General features: G+C 66.9%; 15 protein-coding genes. 8 read left to right on the top strand and 7 right to left on the bottom strand.

Annotated elements, in window-relative coordinates:
• Genes M2319_RS00115 through M2319_RS00130 form a run of 4 tightly spaced genes read right to left on the bottom strand, consistent with a single transcriptional unit; the run spans window position 1 to window position 6,896 of the window.
• Window positions 1–2,073: a hypothetical protein gene (locus tag M2319_RS00115; RefSeq protein WP_264599397.1), complete on the bottom strand. Its 2,073-nt coding sequence runs from the start codon at window positions 2,071–2,073 to the stop codon at window positions 1–3.
• A gap of 9 nt (window positions 2,074–2,082) precedes the next feature.
• Window positions 2,083–4,902: a DUF4159 domain-containing protein gene (locus tag M2319_RS00120; protein ID WP_264599398.1), complete on the bottom strand. Its 2,820-nt coding sequence runs from the start codon at window positions 4,900–4,902 to the stop codon at window positions 2,083–2,085.
• Window positions 4,899–5,861 (bottom strand): DUF58 domain-containing protein, encoded by a 963-nt coding sequence (locus tag M2319_RS00125; RefSeq protein ID WP_264599399.1) that lies wholly within the window; start codon window positions 5,859–5,861, stop codon window positions 4,899–4,901. Before M2319_RS00125 ends, M2319_RS00120 begins: the two co-directional genes overlap by 4 nt.
• 33 nt (window positions 5,862–5,894) lie before the next feature.
• Window positions 5,895–6,896 (bottom strand): AAA family ATPase, encoded by a 1,002-nt coding sequence (locus M2319_RS00130; RefSeq protein ID WP_264599400.1) that lies wholly within the window; start codon window positions 6,894–6,896, stop codon window positions 5,895–5,897.
• 206 nt (window positions 6,897–7,102) lie between these two features.
• Here M2319_RS00130 and M2319_RS00135 point away from each other — a divergent pair, with 206 nt between their 5' ends.
• The 3 genes from M2319_RS00135 to M2319_RS00145 are packed head-to-tail and all read left to right on the top strand — an operon-like array spanning window position 7,103 to window position 9,550.
• The gene (locus M2319_RS00135) at window positions 7,103–7,693 is read left to right on the top strand and encodes a DUF1285 domain-containing protein (RefSeq protein WP_319801753.1); all 591 of its coding nucleotides are present in this window, start codon (window positions 7,103–7,105) and stop codon (window positions 7,691–7,693) included.
• Window positions 7,690–8,328, top strand: coding sequence for a CoA pyrophosphatase (locus M2319_RS00140; RefSeq protein WP_264599401.1), 639 nt, complete (start codon window positions 7,690–7,692; stop codon window positions 8,326–8,328). The genes M2319_RS00135 and M2319_RS00140 overlap by 4 nt, the downstream gene beginning before the upstream one ends.
• Window positions 8,312–9,550: a CCA tRNA nucleotidyltransferase gene (locus M2319_RS00145; protein ID WP_264599402.1), complete on the top strand. Its 1,239-nt coding sequence runs from the start codon at window positions 8,312–8,314 to the stop codon at window positions 9,548–9,550. The genes M2319_RS00140 and M2319_RS00145 overlap by 17 nt, the downstream gene beginning before the upstream one ends.
• A gap of 146 nt (window positions 9,551–9,696) precedes the next feature.
• On the opposite strand, the gene hemF is transcribed toward M2319_RS00145, so the two are convergent.
• A complete protein-coding gene (gene hemF, locus M2319_RS00150; RefSeq protein WP_264599403.1) occupies window positions 9,697–10,593 on the bottom strand; it encodes an oxygen-dependent coproporphyrinogen oxidase in 897 nt (298 codons plus the stop codon).
• Between the two features lie 482 nt (window positions 10,594–11,075).
• On the opposite strand from hemF, the gene M2319_RS00155 reads away from it, so the two are divergent.
• Both M2319_RS00155 and M2319_RS00160 read left to right on the top strand, forming a co-directional pair.
• Window positions 11,076–12,929: an ABC transporter ATP-binding protein gene (locus M2319_RS00155; protein WP_264599404.1), complete on the top strand. Its 1,854-nt coding sequence runs from the start codon at window positions 11,076–11,078 to the stop codon at window positions 12,927–12,929.
• The gene (locus M2319_RS00160) at window positions 12,929–14,779 is read left to right on the top strand and encodes an ABC transporter ATP-binding protein (RefSeq protein ID WP_264599405.1); all 1,851 of its coding nucleotides are present in this window, start codon (window positions 12,929–12,931) and stop codon (window positions 14,777–14,779) included. Before M2319_RS00155 ends, M2319_RS00160 begins: the two co-directional genes overlap by 1 nt.
• Before the next feature lie 66 nt (window positions 14,780–14,845).
• Here M2319_RS00160 and M2319_RS00165 read toward each other — a convergent pair whose 3' ends face one another.
• Together M2319_RS00165 and M2319_RS00170 are read right to left on the bottom strand one after the other, a co-directional pair.
• Window positions 14,846–15,748 (bottom strand): hypothetical protein, encoded by a 903-nt coding sequence (locus M2319_RS00165; protein ID WP_264599406.1) that lies wholly within the window; start codon window positions 15,746–15,748, stop codon window positions 14,846–14,848.
• 227 nt (window positions 15,749–15,975) lie between these two features.
• Window positions 15,976–16,455: a tRNA (cytidine(34)-2'-O)-methyltransferase gene (locus M2319_RS00170; RefSeq protein ID WP_264599407.1), complete on the bottom strand. Its 480-nt coding sequence runs from the start codon at window positions 16,453–16,455 to the stop codon at window positions 15,976–15,978.
• Between the two features lie 245 nt (window positions 16,456–16,700).
• Between M2319_RS00170 and petA the strand changes: the two genes are divergently transcribed.
• The 3 genes from petA (at window position 16,701) to M2319_RS00185 (ending at window position 19,533) form a co-directional block, all read left to right on the top strand.
• A complete protein-coding gene (gene petA, locus M2319_RS00175) occupies window positions 16,701–17,261 on the top strand; it encodes a ubiquinol-cytochrome c reductase iron-sulfur subunit (RefSeq protein ID WP_264599408.1) in 561 nt (186 codons plus the stop codon).
• Between the two features lie 77 nt (window positions 17,262–17,338).
• Window positions 17,339–18,616: a cytochrome b gene (locus M2319_RS00180; protein ID WP_264599409.1), complete on the top strand. Its 1,278-nt coding sequence runs from the start codon at window positions 17,339–17,341 to the stop codon at window positions 18,614–18,616.
• Between the two features lie 26 nt (window positions 18,617–18,642).
• Window positions 18,643–19,533, top strand: coding sequence for a cytochrome c1 (locus M2319_RS00185; RefSeq protein WP_264599410.1), 891 nt, complete (start codon window positions 18,643–18,645; stop codon window positions 19,531–19,533).
• Window positions 19,534–19,611 lie beyond the last annotated feature (78 nt).

The following is a 19,611-nucleotide window of genomic DNA, read 5'->3' on the forward strand; positions in this document are numbered from 1 at the left end:
CTACCGGCCCTCGCGGAACCAGGTGAGCGACAGGATCCCCAGGAGCAGGGCGAGGCCGAGGAGGCCGGCGAAAAGCGGCAAGCGGTCGATGCCTTTCAGCACGCTGGCGTCGGTCGTCCTCAGCCCGACCCAGCCGGAGCCGGCAAAGGACGTCCGACCCTTCAAGGCCACCACGTTCGGTACGTCGATGTTTCCGCCGTCTTCGGCGAGGCGGCGGACGCTGCCGTGCGTTTCCTCGGCCATCGGCCGCAGCTTTTCGTCGGTGGAGCGCATGGCGGAGAATTCGCGCGGATTGGCCGGGCCGACGGAGGCGAGGGCGGTGCGGGTGCCGTCGCTTGCCGAATAGAGCCCGATCTCGGTCGCCGGGACGAGGGCTTCCCAAAGTCCCGGATCGAGCCGCTGCAGGTCGACCGTTTCGGTCTTGCCCGTCGGGGTGGTCACCGTCACCGGATCGACCGTCTCGCCGAGCGTCTGGCGGCGCACCACCAGGTCGCGGCCGCGGGCCTCCAGCGTGATGCCTTCCTCTTCGAGGTCCGGTTCCTTCATCAGCCAGTGGGCAAGGCGCCTCAGAAGAGGGCCGTGCGGGCCGCCATTTTCAAAGGAGCGCGCCCACAGCCAGACATGGTCGGACAGGAGGAGCGCGACGCGGCCCTTGTCGACGCGCGACAGCACCAGCAGCGGCTGGTTGTCGGCGCCGGTCATCACCGTCTGGCCAGTGGCCGTTTCCGCTGCGATCAGCCGGAACCAGCGGCTCCAGTCGGGCGGGTCGCTCGCCGCGCCCGGCAGCCCGCGGGTCACCGGGTGGCGCTCGCCGAGCTCGTTGACATGGGCCCGGTAGGGCTGTTCCAGCACGACGCCGGTCGGCGTTGCCGGCAGCACCTCGGCGAGCGTCGTGCGCGACAGGCTGCCGGGATCGGCAAAATCGGGGCCGGCGGCGATCAGGATGGCGCCGCCGTTGCGCACATATTGCGTGATGTTGTCGAAATAGAGTGAGGGCAGGACGCCGCGCCGGCGGTAGCGGTCGAAGATGATGAGGTCGAACTCATCGATCTTTTCGGAGAACAGCTCGCGGGTGGGGAAGGCGATTAGCGAGAGCTGGTTGATCGGCGTGCCGTCCTGCTTGGACGGCGGCCTTAGAATGGTGAAGTGGACGAGGTCGACCGAGGCGTCGGACTTCAACAGGTCGCGCCAGGTGCGCTCGCCGGAATGGGGCTCGCCGGAGACCAGCAGCACGCGCAGGTTCTCGCGGATGCCCTTGACGGCGACGACGGCGCGGTTGTTCTGGGTCGTCAGCTCCTCAGGGTGGGCGTCGATCTCGAACTCGAATATGTTCTTGCCGCCATGGGTGATCTCGACCGGCACCTCGGTCTTTTCCCCGGGCACCATGACGACGGCGCCGACCTCGTCGTCGTTGCGGCGGATGACCATGCGGGCGGGGCTCTGGTCGCCGCCCTCGTCGACATAGCGCAGCACCACGGTCTGTTCCGAGCCGACAAGGCCGTAGCGCGGCGCGCGTTCGACGACGATGCGCCGGTCCTGCTCGTCCTTCTTGCCGGTCAGGAGCACATGGAGCGGCCCGTCGAAGCCGAAGCTCTCCGCGCTCTTCGGGACGTCATGGACCTGGCCGTCGGTGATCATCAGCGTGCCGGCGAAGCGTTCCGGCGGCACGTCGGCAAGGCTTTCGGCCAGCTTGTCGAAGAGTTCGGTGCCGTCGGCGGTACCGCTGTCATCGCGGCCGGCTTCCACGATCCGGGTCTCGACATTGCGCAGGCGCGAGAGCCTTTCGGTCAGGGCCTGAAGGGCTTCGTCCGTCGCCTCGGTGCGGCCGGGAAGGGCCTGGCTCTCGGAGCGGTCGACGACGATGGCGGCGATGCTGGTCAGCGGCTCGCGGTTCTCGCGCTGGATCGAGGGATCGAGGAGGGCAAGGATCAAGAGGACGAGCGCGGCCGCGCGCAGCGGTGCGCCGCGCTGGCGGCGCCAGAAGGCGACGGCCATGAGGACGAGCGCGACGGCGGCGGCCGCCAGGATCAGCGGCAGTGGCAGCAGCGGGGCGGTGTCGATCGACCAGGTCATGCCGCCCTCCTACTGCCCGAGCCGTTCGAGAAGGGCCGGGATGTGCACCTGATCGGCCTTGTAGTTGCCGGTCAGGGTGTACATGACGATGTTGACGCCGACGCGGAACGCCCATTCGCGCTGGAACGGGTCGGGCGCGGACATCGGCAGGTAGAAGCGGCCGTCGTCGGTGATCGCCCAGGCGCCGGCGAAATCGTTGGAGGTGATGAGGATCGGCGAGACGCCGTCGCCGGTGCTGACCGGGCGGTCGGGCCGGGCCTCGCCTTTCGGCGTCGCCTCGGTCCAGAGCTGGCCGTCGGCCCAGCGGCCGGGATAGGTCTGCAGGAGATAGAAGGCCTTGGAGAGCACGTGGTCGGAGGGCACCGGCTCCAGCGGCGGGATGTCCAGATTGGCGAGGATCTCGCGCAGCTTGGCGGTCGCCGGCGTGATGCCCGGCGCGTTGCCGCCGGCCGGCTGGGTGTAGGCGTCGCCGGTATCGAACAGCACCGTGCCGCCATTCTTCATATAGGCATCGACCCTTGCCATGGTTTGCTGGGTCGGAGCCTCGGCCTCCGGATCGATCGGCCAGTAGATCAGCGGATAGAAGGCGAGTTCGTCGCTGGCGACATCGATGCCCATGGGCTCGCCCGGCTCCAGCGCCGTCCTCTGGGTGAGGAACTGGGTCAGGCCCATCAGGCCGCGGCGGCTGACCGTGTCGATGGTCTCGTTGCCGGTGATGACATAGGCGAGCCGGGTCGAAAGGGTCGCCTCAAGCGCCTTCTGGTCGGCGGCGGAGAGTTCCTGGGCCGATGCGGGGCGCGGCATGGCGAGCATCATCGCGGTGGCGCCCGCGAGGAGAATGCCGGCGGCGCGGCGGCGGTGCCAGAAGGTGGACAGGCCGCCCGCGATCAGGATGACGGCGATGGTATCGATCAGGATGAGTGCGAGCGCGATGCCGAAGAGGATGCCACGCAGGGATTGCGGGCCGGTGACATCATAGGAAGCGATGTTCGCGGTACCGCCGAGCGGGCCGAGGTCGAGCGGGGCAAGGCTCGCGTCCGGCTTCAGGAGATTGAAAGCAAAGAAGGCCTCGCTGGCGCCATAGAGCCCCGGCGGGTGGGTGCGGCCCGGCACGGCCGTTGTAAGCTGGGCCTCGCCGATCGGTTCGGCCTCGGCCGGCGGGGACGACAGGGTGCCGAAGCCGTCGAGGGTTTGCAGCGGGGCGAGCACCGCGGCTTCCGCGCCGTCCGCAGGGGTGCCGGCCTCGGTGCGGGCGGAAAAGGCGACGATCCGCTGCAGCATCTCCACGAAGACGCCGGAGAGCGGCAGGTTCGACCAGTCGGTGTCGGCGGTCACATGGAAGAGCACCAGCCAGCCGTCGCCGTGGCGGGCGGCGGTGACCAGCGGCGTTCCGTCGGCAAGGCTCGCCCAGGTCTTGTCGGGAAGGTCCGGATCGGGTTCGGCCAGCACCTGGCGGGTGACGGTGACGTCTTCGGGCAGGCGCAAATCGGCGAAGGGGCCGTTCTCGGAGAAATTGGCGAGCGCCTGGGGCTGCTCCCAGGTCAGGCTGCCGCCGAGGCTGCGGTCGCCGGAGCGCAGCCGCACCGGCACCAGGTCGTCGGTGCTGGAGGCAAGGCGCGGGCCGGCGAAGCGGACCAGCACGCCGCCGCCGCGCACCCATTTTTCCAGCGGGTCGCGGGCCGCCGGCACCAGCGTGCCGATATCGGCCATGGCGATGACCGAGATGCCGGCATCGACGAGTTCCGGGATCGCCGCGGTGACGTCGTCCTTTTCCGGGATGCGGACATTGGCGAAGGGATTGAGGGCGCGGGTCAGGTAATGGAGCGAGGCGAGCAGGGGCTGTGCCGTCTCCGTGGCGTCGCTGGCGAGGAGCCCGACGGTGCGCCGGCGCCAGCGCTCGTCAAGGAGCTGGACGCTGCCGGCGGTCGCCGCGTCGACGGCGGCAAGGCGCGCGATCTCGTTGCGGAGTTCAACGGGCAGGTCGAAACGGGCCGTGGTCTGGTTGTCCCCGGTCTCGAAGCGGAACGGGGCGGTGCCGAGCACGAAGCCCTTGCGGTCGCGGGCTTCGATGAGGCCGGTGTCGGGGCCGAGGCCGCCGGTGCGCAGGACCTTGACGGTCAGCGCGTCCGGGTCGTTGGCGGCGCCGGCAAGGCCGACCGGCGAGGTGCCCTCGCGCTCATAGATGGTCACGGGCGCGTCGCCGGCGATCCGGGCAAGGGCCGTGGCGAGCGCTGCGCCCGAGCCGTCGTCGACCTCGTCGGCGAGCCAGACGATCTCGCCGGGCGGGGTTTCGGATGCGGCTTCGTTGAGGGCTTCGACAAGGCTGCCGCGGTCACTGAACCAGGGGCGCGGGGCGATGGCGCGGAGCCGGTTGCGGGCCTCTTCGGGCGCCGTCGTCACGATCTCCTGGCGGGCGCCGTCCGCGGTGGCGACGAGCAGCACCGGGCGCTCGCCGTCCTTGGCCTTGTCGATGGCCCGTTCGGCGACCGCCACGCGGGCGTCCCAGCCGGTCGCGGCCGGCCAGCCATTGTCCATGACGATCCACATCGGGCCGTCGGCCGAGGTGCGCTCCAGCGCCGGGCGCCAGATCGGCTCGGCCAGCGCCAGGATGATCGCGGCGGCGGCGGCAAGGCGCAACAGCGTCAGCCACCAGGGGCTGCGCGACGGGGTCTCCTCGCGGTGGGCGATTTCGGCGAGCAGCCGCGTCGGCGGAAAGTCGATCTCGCGCGGGCGCGGCGGCACCAGCTTCAGGAGCCACCAGATGGCGATCAAGAGCGCCAGGGCGGCGAGCATCGCCGGGGCGCCGAAGCCGAGGGGAAGCCAGCTCATCGCGCCGCCTCCGCCGTGTCGCTGCGGTTCATCAGCACCACGTGGCCGTGGTCGCTTTCGGTAAGTCTATGGTGCAGCGCGAGCAGGGGCTCGGCCGCCGGCCGGTCGGTGTGGTGGATGATGAGGGTCCAGCCGAGCGGATCGACGATGCGGGCAAGGCGCTCGCGGCGGGCGGCGAGCCTGTCGATATAGGCCTGGCGCCAGGTCTCCGCGCGGCCGGCGACGACCCTGAGGCCGCTTTCCGGATCGAGGAATTCGGTGCGCCCGGCAAAGGGGAAGGTCTCCTCCACCGGATCGAGGATCTGGACCAGATGGCCCCTTGCGCCATTGGCGGCGAGCTTGCGCACCCAGTCCTCAAGCACGTCGATGGGATCGAGCAGGTCGGCGAACAGCACCACGTCGGAAAACCGCTTCACGGCCGCGGTCCGGGGCAGGGCGATCGGCTCGGCGAAATGGCTGAGGGTGGACGCGATGTGCTCCGCCGCGCCGCGGCTCGCGGTCGGGCGGGTGAGGTCCAGGAGGCCGATGCGCTCGCCGGAAGCGGCCAGGAGGTCGGACAGCGCCAGCAGGAGGACCAGCGCCCGGTCGCGCTTCGACACGGGCGCAAGGTTGGAGCGGAACGCCATGGACGGCGACAGGTCCGCCCAGAGCCAGACCGTGTGGGCCGCTTCCCATTCCAGCTCGCGGACATAGAGGTGGTCGTCGCGGGCGGAGCGGCGCCAGTCGACGCGGTTCGCCGGCTCGCCGGGAACGAAGGGACGGAACTGCCAGAACGTCTCGCCGGGGCCGGGCTGGCGGCGGCCATGCCAGCCGGCGGCAACGGTCACCGCGATGCGCCGCGCCTCCACCAGGAGGTCGGGCAGGCTCGAGGCGACGGTGCGCGAATCGCGCAGGATCGCCGGCCAATGGGCATCGATCGGCGCGTCCGTTTCGGTTTTCGTCGGCTTCTTCGTTGCCATGCGGTCAGGCGGTGTCCGTCAAAAGGTGCCGGGTCAGCCGAGCCGGGCGACGAGGCGGGCAATCACCTCGCGCACGGTGTGGCCGTCGGCGCGAGCGGCAAAGGTCAGCGCCATGCGGTGCTGCAGCACGGATTCGGCAAGCGCCACCACATCGTCGACAGAAGGCGCCAGGCGGCCGTCGAGGAGAGCGCGGGCGCGCACGGTCAGCATCAATGCCTGGCTGGCGCGCGGGCCGGGGCCCCAGGAAATGAGGCGGGCCTCCTGATCCTCGCCGTCGCCCGGACGGGCCGAGCGGACGAGGTCGAGGATCGCTTCGACGACGGATTCGCCGGCCGGCAGGCGGCGCACCAGTTGCTGGAAGCGCATCAGCTCGGTCGAATTCAGGACGGCTTCCGGCGCCGTCTCGGCCGCGCCCGTGGTCTCGATGAGGATGCGGCGTTCCGCGTCGCGGTCCGGGTGGTGGATGTCGATCTGGGTCAGGAACCGGTCGAGCTGGGCTTCCGGCAGCGGATAGGTGCCTTCCTGCTCCAGCGGGTTCTGGGTGGCCAGCACGTGGAACGGCGAGGGCAGGTCGTGACGGGCGCCGGCGACCGTCACATGGTATTCCTGCATGGCCTGCAGCAGCGCGGACTGGGTGCGCGGGCTGGCGCGGTTGATCTCGTCGGCCATCAGGAGTTGGGCGAATACCGGGCCGCGCACGAAGCGGAAGGAGCGGGTGCCGTCGGGCGACTGGTCGAGCACCTCCGAGCCGAGGATGTCGGAGGGCATCAGGTCCGGCGTGAACTGGATGCGGCGCTCGTCGAGGCCGAGGACCGTGCCCATGGTCTCCACCAGCTTGGTCTTGGCAAGGCCCGGCACGCCGACCAGCAGGCCGTGGCCGCCGGCAAGCACGGTCACCAGCGCCTTTTCCACCACCTCGCGCTGGCCGAAGATGACGGTTTCGATGGCGCGGCGCGCGGCGACGATGCGCTCGACGGCGGCATCGGCCTCGCGCACGACGTCGGTGTCGTCGATTTCCTTGATGTCGGTGGTCACGTCAGTCCCGCCTGGCTGTTCCTGGAAAGGCTCGAGTCGCTGGAAGTTTGACAGCATTCAGCTTGTCACGCATCCCTATGGGGTCATTTAGGGAGGGACCCCGCCGCGTCACCATCGAAAGCGACGCGAGACCAAAGAAAGCGGCGTTTCCGGCGGAATGATGACGCCCGGCGACGCGCATATACAGGCAATATTTGGGAAGCAGAATGGCAGACGCAGAAAGCCCGCTCGATGCGCTGGTGCGCCGGGCCGGCGGCCTGAAGGGCGGGAAACCGCCGATCGAGAAATGGAATCCGCCCGATTGCGGGCCCATCGACATGCGCATCGCCGCCGACGGCACGTGGTTCTATATGGGAACGCCGATCGGCCGGAAGCCGCTGGTCGAGCTTTTTGCCTCCGTGCTGCGGCGCGAGGAGAACGACAACTATTACCTGGTCACGCCCGTTGAAAAAATCGTGATCGAGGTGGAGGACGCGCCGTTCGTCGCCGTGGAACTCCATGCCGAGGGGGAAGGTGAGTCGCAACAGATCACGGTGCGCACCAATGTGGGCGATGTGGTTGCGGCCGGGCCGGAGCATCCGTTGCGCTTTGCCGTGGAAGACGGGACCGGCGGGGTGAAGCCCTATGTCCTCGTGCGTGGACGGCTGGAAGCGCTGTTCGCGCGGCCGCTGCTCTACCAGCTCGTCGATCTCGGGGCGACGCGCGACGTCGACGGCGTTGCCCATTTCGGGGTGTGGAGCGGGGGAACGTTTTTCCCGATCCTTCCCGCCGCCGAGCTGGAGCGGGTTGCGCAATGAGTCTTTCGGCAGAGATCCGGCCGTTCAGCGTCGCCGACTTCCGGGCGCGGGTGGCGCGGCTCGGGGAACATGGCACTGACGAGGCGGGGGATCATGTGATCGACCCAAGCCTCGACCGGCTGCACGACAAGCACCTGCGTGACGCCGCGGTGCTGGTGCCGGTGGTGGCACGCGAGCCGGAGGCGACGGTGCTGCTGACCGTCCGCACCGAGCACCTGCCGTCCCATGCCGGCCAGATTGCCTTTCCCGGCGGCAAGATCGACGACGACGACCATTCCGCGCTCCATGCGGCCCTGCGCGAGGCGGAGGAGGAGATCGGGCTGTCCGCCGCCGTCATCGAGCCGATCGGGCAACTGGAGCCCTATGTCTCCAATTCCGGCTTCCGGATCGTGCCGGTTCTGTCCGTCGTGGCGCCGGAGTTTTCCCTCACGATCAACGAGAATGAGGTGGCTGACGCCTTCGAGGTGCCGCTGTCGTTCCTGATGACGGCCTCCAACCACCGGCGCTCGTCGAAGCGCTACAAGGGGCTTAACCGCATCTTTTACGAAATGCCCTATGGTGACCGCTATATCTGGGGCGTGACGGCCGGCATCCTCCGGCGCATCTATGAGCGGCTTTATGGTGACGAGGCTTGAGGCGGGCTGGCTTGTCGACGACAAGCTGCAAGGGGTGCTCGCCGCGCTGAACGTTGAGGGCGACGAGGCGCGCATCGTCGGCGGGGCGATCCGCAACACGCTCCTCGGCGTTCCTGTCAGCGACATCGACATCGCCACCACGGCGCGGCCGGAAACGGTCGTCGAACGGGCCGAGGCGGCCGGGTTCCGGGCGGTCCCGACCGGCATCGAGCATGGTACCGTCACCCTCGTCGTGGACCACACGCCGTTCGAGGTCACCACCCTTCGCGAGGACATCGAGACATTCGGACGGAAGGCCACGGTTCGCTTCGGGCGCGACTGGGAGGCCGACGCGCGGCGGCGCGACTTCACCATGAACGCGCTCTATGCCGGCGCCGACGGCACGGTCTACGACCTGGTCGGCGGGCGGGCCGACTGCCTGTCGCGCAAGGTTCGCTTCATCGGCAACGCCGACGAACGCATCCACGAGGACTATTTGCGGATCCTGCGCTTCTTCCGCTTCCATGCCAGCTATGGCGACGGGCCGATCGACCGGGTGGGCCTGCTCGCGACCGTGCGCGGCCGATCGGGGCTCCGGCATCTGTCCGCGGAGCGCATCGGCCAGGAGATGCGGCGCCTGGCGCTCGCGCCGGGCGGGGCGGCGACGACGCGGATCATGGCCGACAGCGGCATCCTGCAGATCGTCCTTGGCGGCATCGGACATCCGGAAACCCTCGGCCGGCTGACGGCCCTTGCCGCAACCATTTCTGCCTCGCCCGATGCCGCGCTCGCCCATGCGGCCCTCAGCGCCCGCATTCCGGAGGACGCGGAGCGGGTCGCGGAGCGGCTCAGGCTTTCCAACGAGGTGCGCCGGCGCATGGTCAAGGTGCTGCGGCTGGCGCCGAGGCTTTCCGCGGATATGGACGAGGCGGCGGCCAGGCTGGCGCTCTACCGCAGCGATGCGGAGACGTTCCGCGGCGCGGTGCTGCTTGCCTGGGCCTGGTCGGACGCGGCCGGCGACGATGCGGGCTGGCGCGACCTTTTCGGGCTCGCCGGGCGCTGGCCCGTGCCGCGCTTTCCGGTCTCCGGCCGCGACCTCGTGGCGCTGGGCATTCCATCGGGGCCGGCCGTGGGCACGTTGCTTTCGCAGGTCGAGGACTGGTGGATCGGCGAGGGGTTCGCGCCGGGGCGCGAGGCTGCGCTGGATTATGCGAGGGGCCTGATTGCCGACGGGGTGGAGTAGGGCAACGTCGGAGAGTTTGGGCTATGCCGCTCTGGATTGCTTCGCTGCGCTCGCAATGACGGTTTTCTCAGTGTTTTCAGCGTCATTGCGAGGAGGCCGTCAGGCCGACGCGGCAATCCATGCGGCCTTTCCGGGCATTCTGCGGCTCATGGCCATTTCACCAGCGGCGGCATCGACGACAGGATCGACTCCACATTGCCGCCGGTCTGCAGGCCGAAGATGGTGCCGCGGTCGTAGAGGAGGTTGAACTCCACGTAGCGGCCACGGCGGACGAGCTGTTCGTCGCGGTCGGCCTCGGTCCAGGGCGTTTCGAAGTTGCGCCGAACCAGCGCCGGGTAGACGTCGCGGAAGGACTCGCCGACCGAGCGGGTGAAGGCGAGGTCGGCGTCGAAGTCGCCGGAATTGTGGTAGTCGTAGAAGATGCCGCCGATGCCGCGGGGCTCGTTGCGGTGCTTCAGGAAAAAATACTCATCGCACCAATTCTTGTATTTGGGATAGTCCGCAGCCGGATGGGCCTCGCAGGCCGCCTTCATGGCGGCGTGGAAGGTTTGGGTGTCCGGGTCTTCCTGCGTCCGCCTGCGGTCCAGCACCGGCGTCAGGTCGGCGCCGCCGCCGAACCATTGTTTTGTCGTCACCACCATGCGGGTGTTCATGTGGACGGCCGGCACGTTCGGGTTCTGCGGATGGCCGATCAGCGAGATGCCGGAGGCCCAGAAGCGCGGATCCTCGTCGGCGCCGGGGATGCGGTCGCGAAACTCCGGCGAGAACTCGCCATGGACCGTGGAGATGTGGACGCCGACCTTCTCGAAGACCCGCCCGCCCATGAGGCTCATTTCGCCGCCGCCGCCATCGGCGCCGGTGGAATCAGTGCGGTGCCAGGGTTTTCTGGCAAAGCGGCCGGCGGGCCTGTTGGCGCCGGGGGCATCCTCGGGCAGGTCGTCTTCCAGTTTCTCGAAAGCCGCGCAGATGCTGTCGCGCAGCTCGCGGAACCAGGCGCGGGCGCGTTCCTTGCGCTCTTCGATGTCGGCCGGCAGCTCGCTCATTGTCTCTGTCCCGCTTCTTGATGCCGGCGCGTTCGTCCGCCGCTCTCTCCTCCTTGCATACGCAATGATACGGGGGATCGGCAACCGCCGTTCGATGTGGCCGGCCGGCCACAGGCGGGCGAGAGGCGCCGCGAGAGGCATTCCCAAACCGGGAAGGTTCGGCTATAAGGAAGCCTGATGCTGCGCGCTCGTTGTGCGCGGCGCTTTCCGTCAGCGCAATTGGAGATGCCGATGAGAATCCGTTTCGGATGTTATCCGCCCGGCATCCCACGTATGCGAGCCGCCTGACACCAAAGCGCCCTTTAGCGTTCCTCTTCATCCCTGAATACCGCTTTTGTCGCCGCGTTCGCGCCGTGGATCCGTCACCGGACCATGCCGCTCGCCGGGCGTTCGCTGCGTTGCCCCAATGGCGACGCGCCCGCCCGCCTTTCCGGGCTTCCCGAAAAAAGCGCGTCGCCGCGACCCCAATTCGGAGCTTGGCCATGTTTGGCTGGTTTGAAAAACTGATCGATCCGTTCCCGCCCGCCCCTCCGGGCGAGCCGCCCAAGGGCCTTTTGCGCTTCCTCTGGCACTATGCGAAGCCGGTGGGGCCGCTGCTTGCCGTGATGGGCGTGAACGCGGCGATCATCGCCGTCGGCGAGGTGCTCCTCTTCGGCTTCCTCGGCAATCTCGTCGACTGGCTGGCGGACCAGGACCGGGCGACGTTCCTTGCCGATCACGGCTGGAAGCTCGCCGGAATGGGTGTCGTCATCCTCGTCCTGCTGCCGGCGATCGTGTTCTTCGATTCGGTCATCATCCACCAGTCGATCCTCGGCAACTTTCCGATGATCGTGCGCTGGCAGGCGCACCGCTACCTGCTCGGCCAGAGCTATGGCTTCTTCCAGGACGAATTCGCCGGCCGCATCGCCACCAAGGTGATGCAGACGGCGCTTGCCGTGCGCGAATCCGTCACCAAGGTGCTCGACGTCCTCGTCTATGTCGGCGTCTATTTCGTCTCCATGGTGGTGCTGATGGCCTCGTCCGACATCCGCCTGTCGGCGCCGATGGTCGCCTGGATCGTCGCCTATGTGTGTCTCTTGTGGTTCTTCGTGCCGCGGCTGAAGCGGGTCTCGCAGGCCCAGGCCGACGCCCGCTCGGTGATGACCGGGCGGATCGTCGACAGCTACACCAACATCGCGACCATGAAGCTGTTCTCCCACGCCGGGCGGGAATCCACCTATGCGCGGGACGGCATGGACCGGTTCCTGCAGACGGTGCACCGGCAGATGCGGCTGGTCACCCTGTTCCAGTCGGCACTCTATTTCCTCAACTCGCTGGTGCTCTTTGCCATTGCGGGCGTCGCGATCTGGCTGTGGCGGTTCGATGCCGTGACGCTCGGGGCGATCGCCATTGCCATCAGCATGATGCTGCGGCTCAACGGCATGTCCCAGTGGATCATGTGGGAGGTCTCGGCGCTGTTTGAAAACATCGGCACGGTGCAGGACGGCATCGGCACGCTGTCGCGGCCGCAGGCGGTGCGCAACATCCCCGGGGCAAAGCCGCTTCAGGTGCGCCAAGGGCGGATCGACTTCGACAACATCCGCTTCCATTACGGCAAGGAGGGCGGCGTCATCGAGAGCCTTTCGCTCACGCTCTCGCCCGGCGAGAAGGTCGGCCTCGTCGGTCGCTCCGGCGCCGGCAAGTCGACGCTCGTCAACCTGCTGCTCCGGTTCCACGACCTTGAGGGCGGGCGCATCCTGATCGACGGCACGGACATTTCCACCGTCACCCAGGAGTCGCTCCGCGCCGCCATCGGCATGGTCACCCAGGACACCTCGCTGTTGCATCGCTCGGTGCGCGAGAACATCCTCTACGGAGCGCCCGATGCCACCGAGGCGGATGTGCGGGAAGCCGCCCGCCAGGCCGAGGCCGACGAGTTCATCCAGGGCCTTTCCGACCAGCTCGGCCGCACCGGCTATGACGCCCATGTGGGCGAGCGCGGGGTAAAACTCTCCGGCGGCCAGCGCCAGCGCATCGCCATTGCCCGGGTGCTCTTGAAGAACGCGCCGATCCTCGTCCTCGACGAGGCGACGTCGGCGCTGGACTCGGAAGTCGAGGCGGCGATCCAGAAGAGCCTCGGCGCGCTGATGGAAGGCAAGACCGTGATCGCCATTGCCCACCGGCTGTCGACGATCGCGGCCATGGACCGGCTCGTCGTCATGGACAGGGGCGAGATCGTCGAAGAGGGCCGCCACGAGGAGCTTCTGGCAAAGGGTGGCCTATATGCCAGCCTGTGGGCGCGCCAGTCGGGCGGGTTCCTGTGCGAGGACGAGGAGGCGGCCGCGGTCGCGGAATAATGCTGGGACGGTTCGAACGCATCGTCGATCCGCTGAGGCCGCCGGAGGCACTGGAGCCGCCGGCGCGCCTCGGCGCGTTTATCTGGCACTATGCGCGCCAGGCGAAATGGTGGTTCGGCTTCTTCTTCCTCAACGGCGCGCTGATCGCGGCGACCGAGCTGATGCTCTACACCTTCGTCGGCGACATCGTCGATCTGCTCGGTACGGCCGAGCCGGCAACGCTGTGGCAGGAGCACGGATCGACGTTCCTTTGGATGATCTTCGTCGTTCTGGTGCTGCGGTCGGTGGCCCAGGTTGCCGGCGCGCTCCTGGAACAGCAGATCATCGTGCCCGGCTTCTTCAACCTCGTCCGCTGGCAGGCGCACAGCCACGTGGTCGGCCAGTCCTTCACCTATTTCCAGAACGACTTTGCCGGCCGGCTGGCGACCAAGGTGATGCAGGCCGGGCAGGCGCTCGGCGACTTCCTCATCAACATCTTTCAGAGCCTCTGGTACTTCGTGATCTTCGCGATCTCGACCTTTGCCATCTTCCTCGACCTCGACTGGCGGCTCGGCATCGTCGTCGGGGTCTGGATCGCCGGCTATATCGCCATCGGCGGCATCCTGATCCCGCGCATCCGCCGCGCGGCGCGGCGGCTCGCCGACATGCGCTCGGTCTTCAACGGGCGCATCGTCGACGCCTACACCAATATCCATACCGTGAAGCTGTTCGACACCACCGGCCATGAGGATGCGTTTGCGCGCGAGGGGCTCACCTGGATGTGGCAGGCGCTCTGTGCACTGACCCGGATCATCTCCTCCATCCGGTTCTCGCTGGTGGCGCTCAACGGCTTGTTCCTGACCGTGTCCGGCTTCCTCTGCGTCTGGCTGTGGCAGGCGGGGACGCTGACGGTGGGGGCCGTGGCGCTGGCGCTCGGCCTGGTGCTCCGGCTCAACACCATGTCCGGCTGGATGATGTTCTCCATCTCCAACATCTTCCGCGACCTCGGCACCATCCAGGACGCCATGGAGACGATCGCCAAGCCGCACGACATTATCGACCGCGAGGATGCCGTCGATCTGGTGCCGACGAGCGGCCGCATCGAATTCGACCGGATCAGCTTCCACTACGGCAAGGACACCGACATCATCGAGGACCTGTCGCTGACCATCGCGCCCGGCGAGAAGGTCGGGCTGGTCGGCCGGTCCGGTGCCGGCAAGTCGACGCTCGTCAATCTCCTGCTCAGGCTGTTCGACCTTGAGGGCGGGCGCATCCTGATCGATGGCACGGACATTTCCAGGGTCGCCCAGGAGTCGCTCCGCGCCGCGATCGGCATGGTCACCCAGGACACATCGCTGCTGCACCGTTCTGTCCGGGACAACATCGCCTATGGCGCGCCCGGGGCCGACGATGCGGCGATCCTTCGCGCCGCGGAGATGGCCGAGGCGGACGGCTTCATCCGCGACCTCGTCGATCCGAAGGGCCGGCAGGGGTTCGACGCCCATGTTGGCGAGCGCGGGGTAAAACTCTCCGGCGGCCAGCGCCAGCGCATCGCCATTGCCCGGGTGCTCCTGAAGAACGCGCCGATCCTCGTCCTCGACGAGGCGACCTCGGCGCTCGACTCGGAGGTCGAGGCAGCGATCCAGAAGAGCCTCGGGACGCTGATGGAGGGCAAGACCGTGATCGCCATCGCCCACCGGCTGTCGACGATCGCCGCCATGGACCGGCTGGTCGTCATGGACAGGGGCCAGATCGTGGAAGAGGGGCGACACGAGGAACTGCTCGCCCTCGGCGGCCTCTATGCGAGCCTCTGGGCGCGTCAGTCGGGTGGCTTCCTGTGCGAGGACGAGGCCGAGAACGCCGCGCAGTAGCGGGCGGGACCAACAGGGCGGCGCGCTTCCCGCTGCTCTCGACCCGTTCCCGTTCGGAGCCGATCGCTACTGCGCCCGGTCGCAGGTATCGACCACGGTGACGGCCCCCTGCATGGCGATGGCCTCGAAGGTGGCGAAGCCGGAGGGGTAGGTGAGGACGTCGGCATAGATCGACGTGTCCTTGCCGCGGTGGGCGATATCGGTGATGTCGTATTCGTCGATATCGAGGTTGGGCGCGGTCGATCCGTTCAACGTGTTGTCGCCGAAGTCCAGATGGTTGATGGACAGGCGCTCGCCCTTGTAATTGTCGCCTTCCCAGATGATCAGGATGATGACGACCCGGCCGCAGGTCGAGCCGCAGCAGCTTTGGCAGCCGCAGCAATTGCGCGGCACGGCAACGTGCTTGATGGTGAAATGGTGCGTATGGTTCTTGAGCCAGCCGCCGGCGCCGCCGAGATGCACGTAGATCGCCCGGTGCGGCGCACGCTTGTTCTCGTAGACGACGATCAGGGTGGCGCCGCCGTAGGCGGCCTTGGCGCTGCAATACATGCCCGCCCGCGACCAGACGAGGCCGGAGACCGTGAACGGCCGGCGCCGGTTCCTCCTCACGATGTCGGTGACGTCGGCATAGGCCTCGAATGTCTTGCGAAAACCGCCGAAACTGACATTGGAGATGCTGGCCGCGTTGACGGTATTGCCGTTCAGATTGATTGTGCGGTCCGGATTGCCGGTTCCGGACCACAGGAGGAAGGCCTTTTCGATCCGCGCCTTGCGCGGCAGGCCGACGTCGATGTCGCGGGTGTCGATGTGGCCGCAGCCGGTTTCGTCGACATTGAAGGTCGTACCGGCCACCTTGACCTCGAAATTGCCCTCGAACCGGGCGACCTGGGGCAGCTCCTCCTCGGCCCTTGCCACGGCGCAGACGGATAGGGCCAGGATCACTCCGGCGACGACGGATCGGATTTTCATGTGCTCTCCCCCACGGCCGTCGGACGGCGTTGCCCTGCGGGGTGCAGCATAAAGCAAAAACAATTAATACGAGTATATTTTATTGTGCTCTCTTTTAAGTCGTGTATCCGGGCGTTGCAATGCGGGGGCCAGGCGGAGATTCCGGACATCCACGTATCGCAAGTGCCGCTTTGGCGCCCGCTGCAGACCGGCCCCGGGCGGTGTCGGCGGTCGGCCGCAGGCTCGCGTCACGATGCCGGGTGGGGCAGTCCGCCGGTCTGCCGGAGCGCCTCGGTGACGCCCATGGCGACGGAGACGGCGAGGTTCAACGAGCGCGTGCCCTCGACCATCGGGATCGTCGTGCGGATGTCGGCTCCGGCATGGATGTCGTCCGGCACGCCGGCGGACTCCCGGCCGAAAAGAAGAGTGTCACTTTCCTCAAATGTCAGGTCGAGGAAGGATTGCGTTGCCCGCGTGGTAAACAGTACGAGGCGCCCGCCGATGCTTTGCCGTGCCGCGTCGAAATCTTCCCAGCCGGCATGCAGGGTCAGGGCGGCGCGGTCCAGATAGTCGAGCCCGGCACGCCTGAGGGCCCGGTCGTCGGTTCTGAACCCGGTCGGGCCGATGAGGTCAACGGCGACGCCGAGGCATGCTCCCAACCTTAGAATAGTTCCGGTATTTTGTGGAATATCCGGTTGATACAAGGCGATACGCACGTTTCGTCTCATTCGTGGTTTCCGATATCGACCTCTCCCGCGCCATGCGCTAAAAGGCTTTCGGGGACGGCTTTTAGAGGGGGCGGTGATTGCGACAAACAGTCGTTTTGACATAAGTCGGTCTGGACAGTCGACGCACCTCCCCCTAAGAACGCCAATGAGGCCAAGTATCTCGCTTGGTGAATAACATATTGCCCGCGGACTACAGCAGGTGCGACCGCATATCGCGCGCATCGCATGCGAAAAGAGGACACGCCATGTCTGCTTCTGCCACTGCCGAACCCACCCGTCGCGACATGCTCTACATTTCGACGGCCGCCGTCGGCGCCGTTGGCATCGCCGCCGTCGCCTGGCCCTTCGTCGACCAGATGAATCCGGACGCCTCCGCGCTCGCACTCGCCTCCATCGAGGTTGACGTCAGCGCCGTCGAGGTCGGCCAGTCGATCAAGGTCAAATGGCGCGGCAAGCCGGTGTTCATCCGCAACCGCACCGAGAAGGAGCTTGAGGAAGCCAACGCGGTGCCGATGGACGAGCTGCCGGACACCAACGCCCGCAACGCCAACCTGCCGGGCGATGCCCAGGCGACCGACGAAAACCGCGCTGCCACCGGCAAGGAGCCCTGGCTGGTGATGATCGGCGTGTGCACCCATCTGGGCTGCATCCCGCTGATGAATGCCGGCGACTATGACGGCTATTTCTGCCCCTGCCACGGCTCGCACTACGACACGGCCGGCCGCATCCGCAAGGGCCCGGCGCCGGAGAATCTGCACATCCCGCCCTACGAGTTCCTGTCGGACACGAATATCAAGATCGGCTAGAGCCGAAACAACGGCATAAGCCGGAACGAGGAATATCGGCCATCGCCGATAAAAGGGGAAGCTTGAAGGAAATATAGATGTCCGAATATTCGAAGTTCCAGTCGCAGAACCGCTTCGTGAAGTGGATGGAAGCGCGGCTGCCGATCGTCAGCCTTGCCTATAACGAGACCTTCGGGTTCTACAGCCCGAAGAACCTTTCCTATTTCTGGACCTTCGGCGCCATTCTCACCTTCATGCTGGTGGCCCAGATCGTGACCGGCATCGTGCTGGTCATGCACTACACGCCGCATGTCGACATGGCGTTCAATTCGGTCGAACACATCATGCGCGACGTGAACTATGGCTGGCTGCTGCGCTACCTGCATGCGAACGGCGCATCGATGTTCTTCATCGCCGTCTACATCCATATTTTCAGGGGCCTCTATTACGGATCCTACAAGGCACCGCGGGAGGTGCTTTGGATCCTCGGCGTCATCATCTATCTCTTGATGATGGCGACGGGCTTCATGGGCTACGTGCTGCCGTGGGGCCAGATGTCGTTCTGGGGCGCCACCGTCATCACCAACCTGTTCTCGGCTTTCCCGCTGGTCGGCGAGAGCATCGTGCAGTGGCTTTGGGGCGGCTTCTCGGTCGGCAATCCGGCCCTGCAGCGGTTCTTCTCCCTGCACTATCTGCTGCCGTTCATGATCGCCGCGGTCGTCATCCTGCATATCTGGGCGCTGCACGTGGTCGGCAACGGCAACCCGACGGGCGTCGAGCCGAAGTCGCGCCAGGACATGGCGCCCTTCGCACCGCATGTGCTGATGAAGGACGCCTTCGCGCTGATGCTGTTCTGCATCTTCTTCGGCTGGTTCGTGTTCTACATCCCGAACTATCTCGGCCACCCGGACAACTACATCCAGGCCGACCCGCTGGTGACCCCGCCGCACATCGTGCCGGAATGGTACTACCTGCCGTTCTACGCCATCCTGCGCGCGATCCCGGACAAGCTCGGCGGCGTCATCGCCATGTTCGGCGCCATCCTGGTGCTGTTCATCCTGCCGTGGCTCGATACCTCCAAGGTGCGCTCCGGCGCCTACCGGTCGCTGTGGTTCAAGACCGCCTTCTGGCTGTTCGCGGTTGACTGCGTCATCCTCGGCTGGCTCGGATCGCAGCCGGCGGAGGGCGTCTACGTCATGGCCGCAAGGTTCGGCACCGCCTACTATTTCGGCTACTTCTTCATCATCCTGCCGCTGCTCGGCTTCTTTGAGAAACCGAAACCGTTGCCGGCGAGCATTTCCGATGCGGTTCTGGCCAAGAACGGTGGCTCGGCACATCCTGCCGACGCGACCTCGGCACCGGAAACGCGCGGTTGACGCGGGCGAAACAGGAGGTTTTTCCAATGAAGACGATGATCAAATCCACCGTCGCCGCCGCCTGCCTCGCCAGTGCGTTCGTCCTTGCCAGCGTCCCGGCGAGCGCGGCCGAAGAAGGCCACCACCTGGAGCAGCTCTCCTGGAGCTTCTCCGGCCCGTTCGGTCGCTACGACCAGGCGCAGCTCCAGCGCGGCTTCAAGATCTACCGGGAGGTCTGCTCGGCCTGCCACTCCATGGAACTGGTGTCGTTCCGCAACCTTTCCGATCCGGGCGGACTGGGCTTCACCGAGGAGCAGGTCAAGGCGCTCGCCGAGGAATACACCATCAAGGACGGCCCGAACGAAGAGGGCGAGATGTTCGAGCGGCCCGGCAAGCCGGCGGACAAGTTCCCGTCTCCGTTCCCGAATGTGGAAGCGGCCAAATATGCCAACAACGGCGCCCATCCGCCGGACTTCTCGCTGCTGGCCAAGGCCCGCGGTCCGCATCGCGGCTTCCCGTGGTTCCTGTTCGACATCTTCACCCAGTACCAGGAGGGCGGCCCGGACTACATCCATGCCATCCTGACGGGCTATGAGGAGTCGCCGGAATGCGGCGCCGACTTCGACGGTTACTACAACACCGCGTTCACCGTCGGCGGCGTTCCGGAAGGCTGCAAGGAAGGCGGCCAGTCGACCATTGCCGGCACCTATATCGCCATGGCGCCGCCGCTGTTCGACGAACTGGTGGAATATGAGGACGGCACGCCGACGACCGTCGACCAGTACGCCAAGGACGTCGCGGCCTTCATGATGTGGGCGGCCGAGCCGAAGCTGGAGCAGCGCAAGCGCATCGGCTTCATGGCCATGATCTACATGATCGTGCTGGCCGGCATGCTCTACTTCGTGAAGAAGAAGCTCTGGGCGAACATCGACCACTAGCGCCCTTCTCACGCCGAATTGCGGCCCCCGCTCTCCTGCCGGAGGGCGGGGGTCTTGCTTTTTGTGCCATTCGCGGCG

This window comes from Rhodobium gokarnense (assembly GCF_025961475.1).
Lineage (GTDB): Bacteria > Pseudomonadota > Alphaproteobacteria > Rhizobiales > Rhodobiaceae > Rhodobium > Rhodobium gokarnense.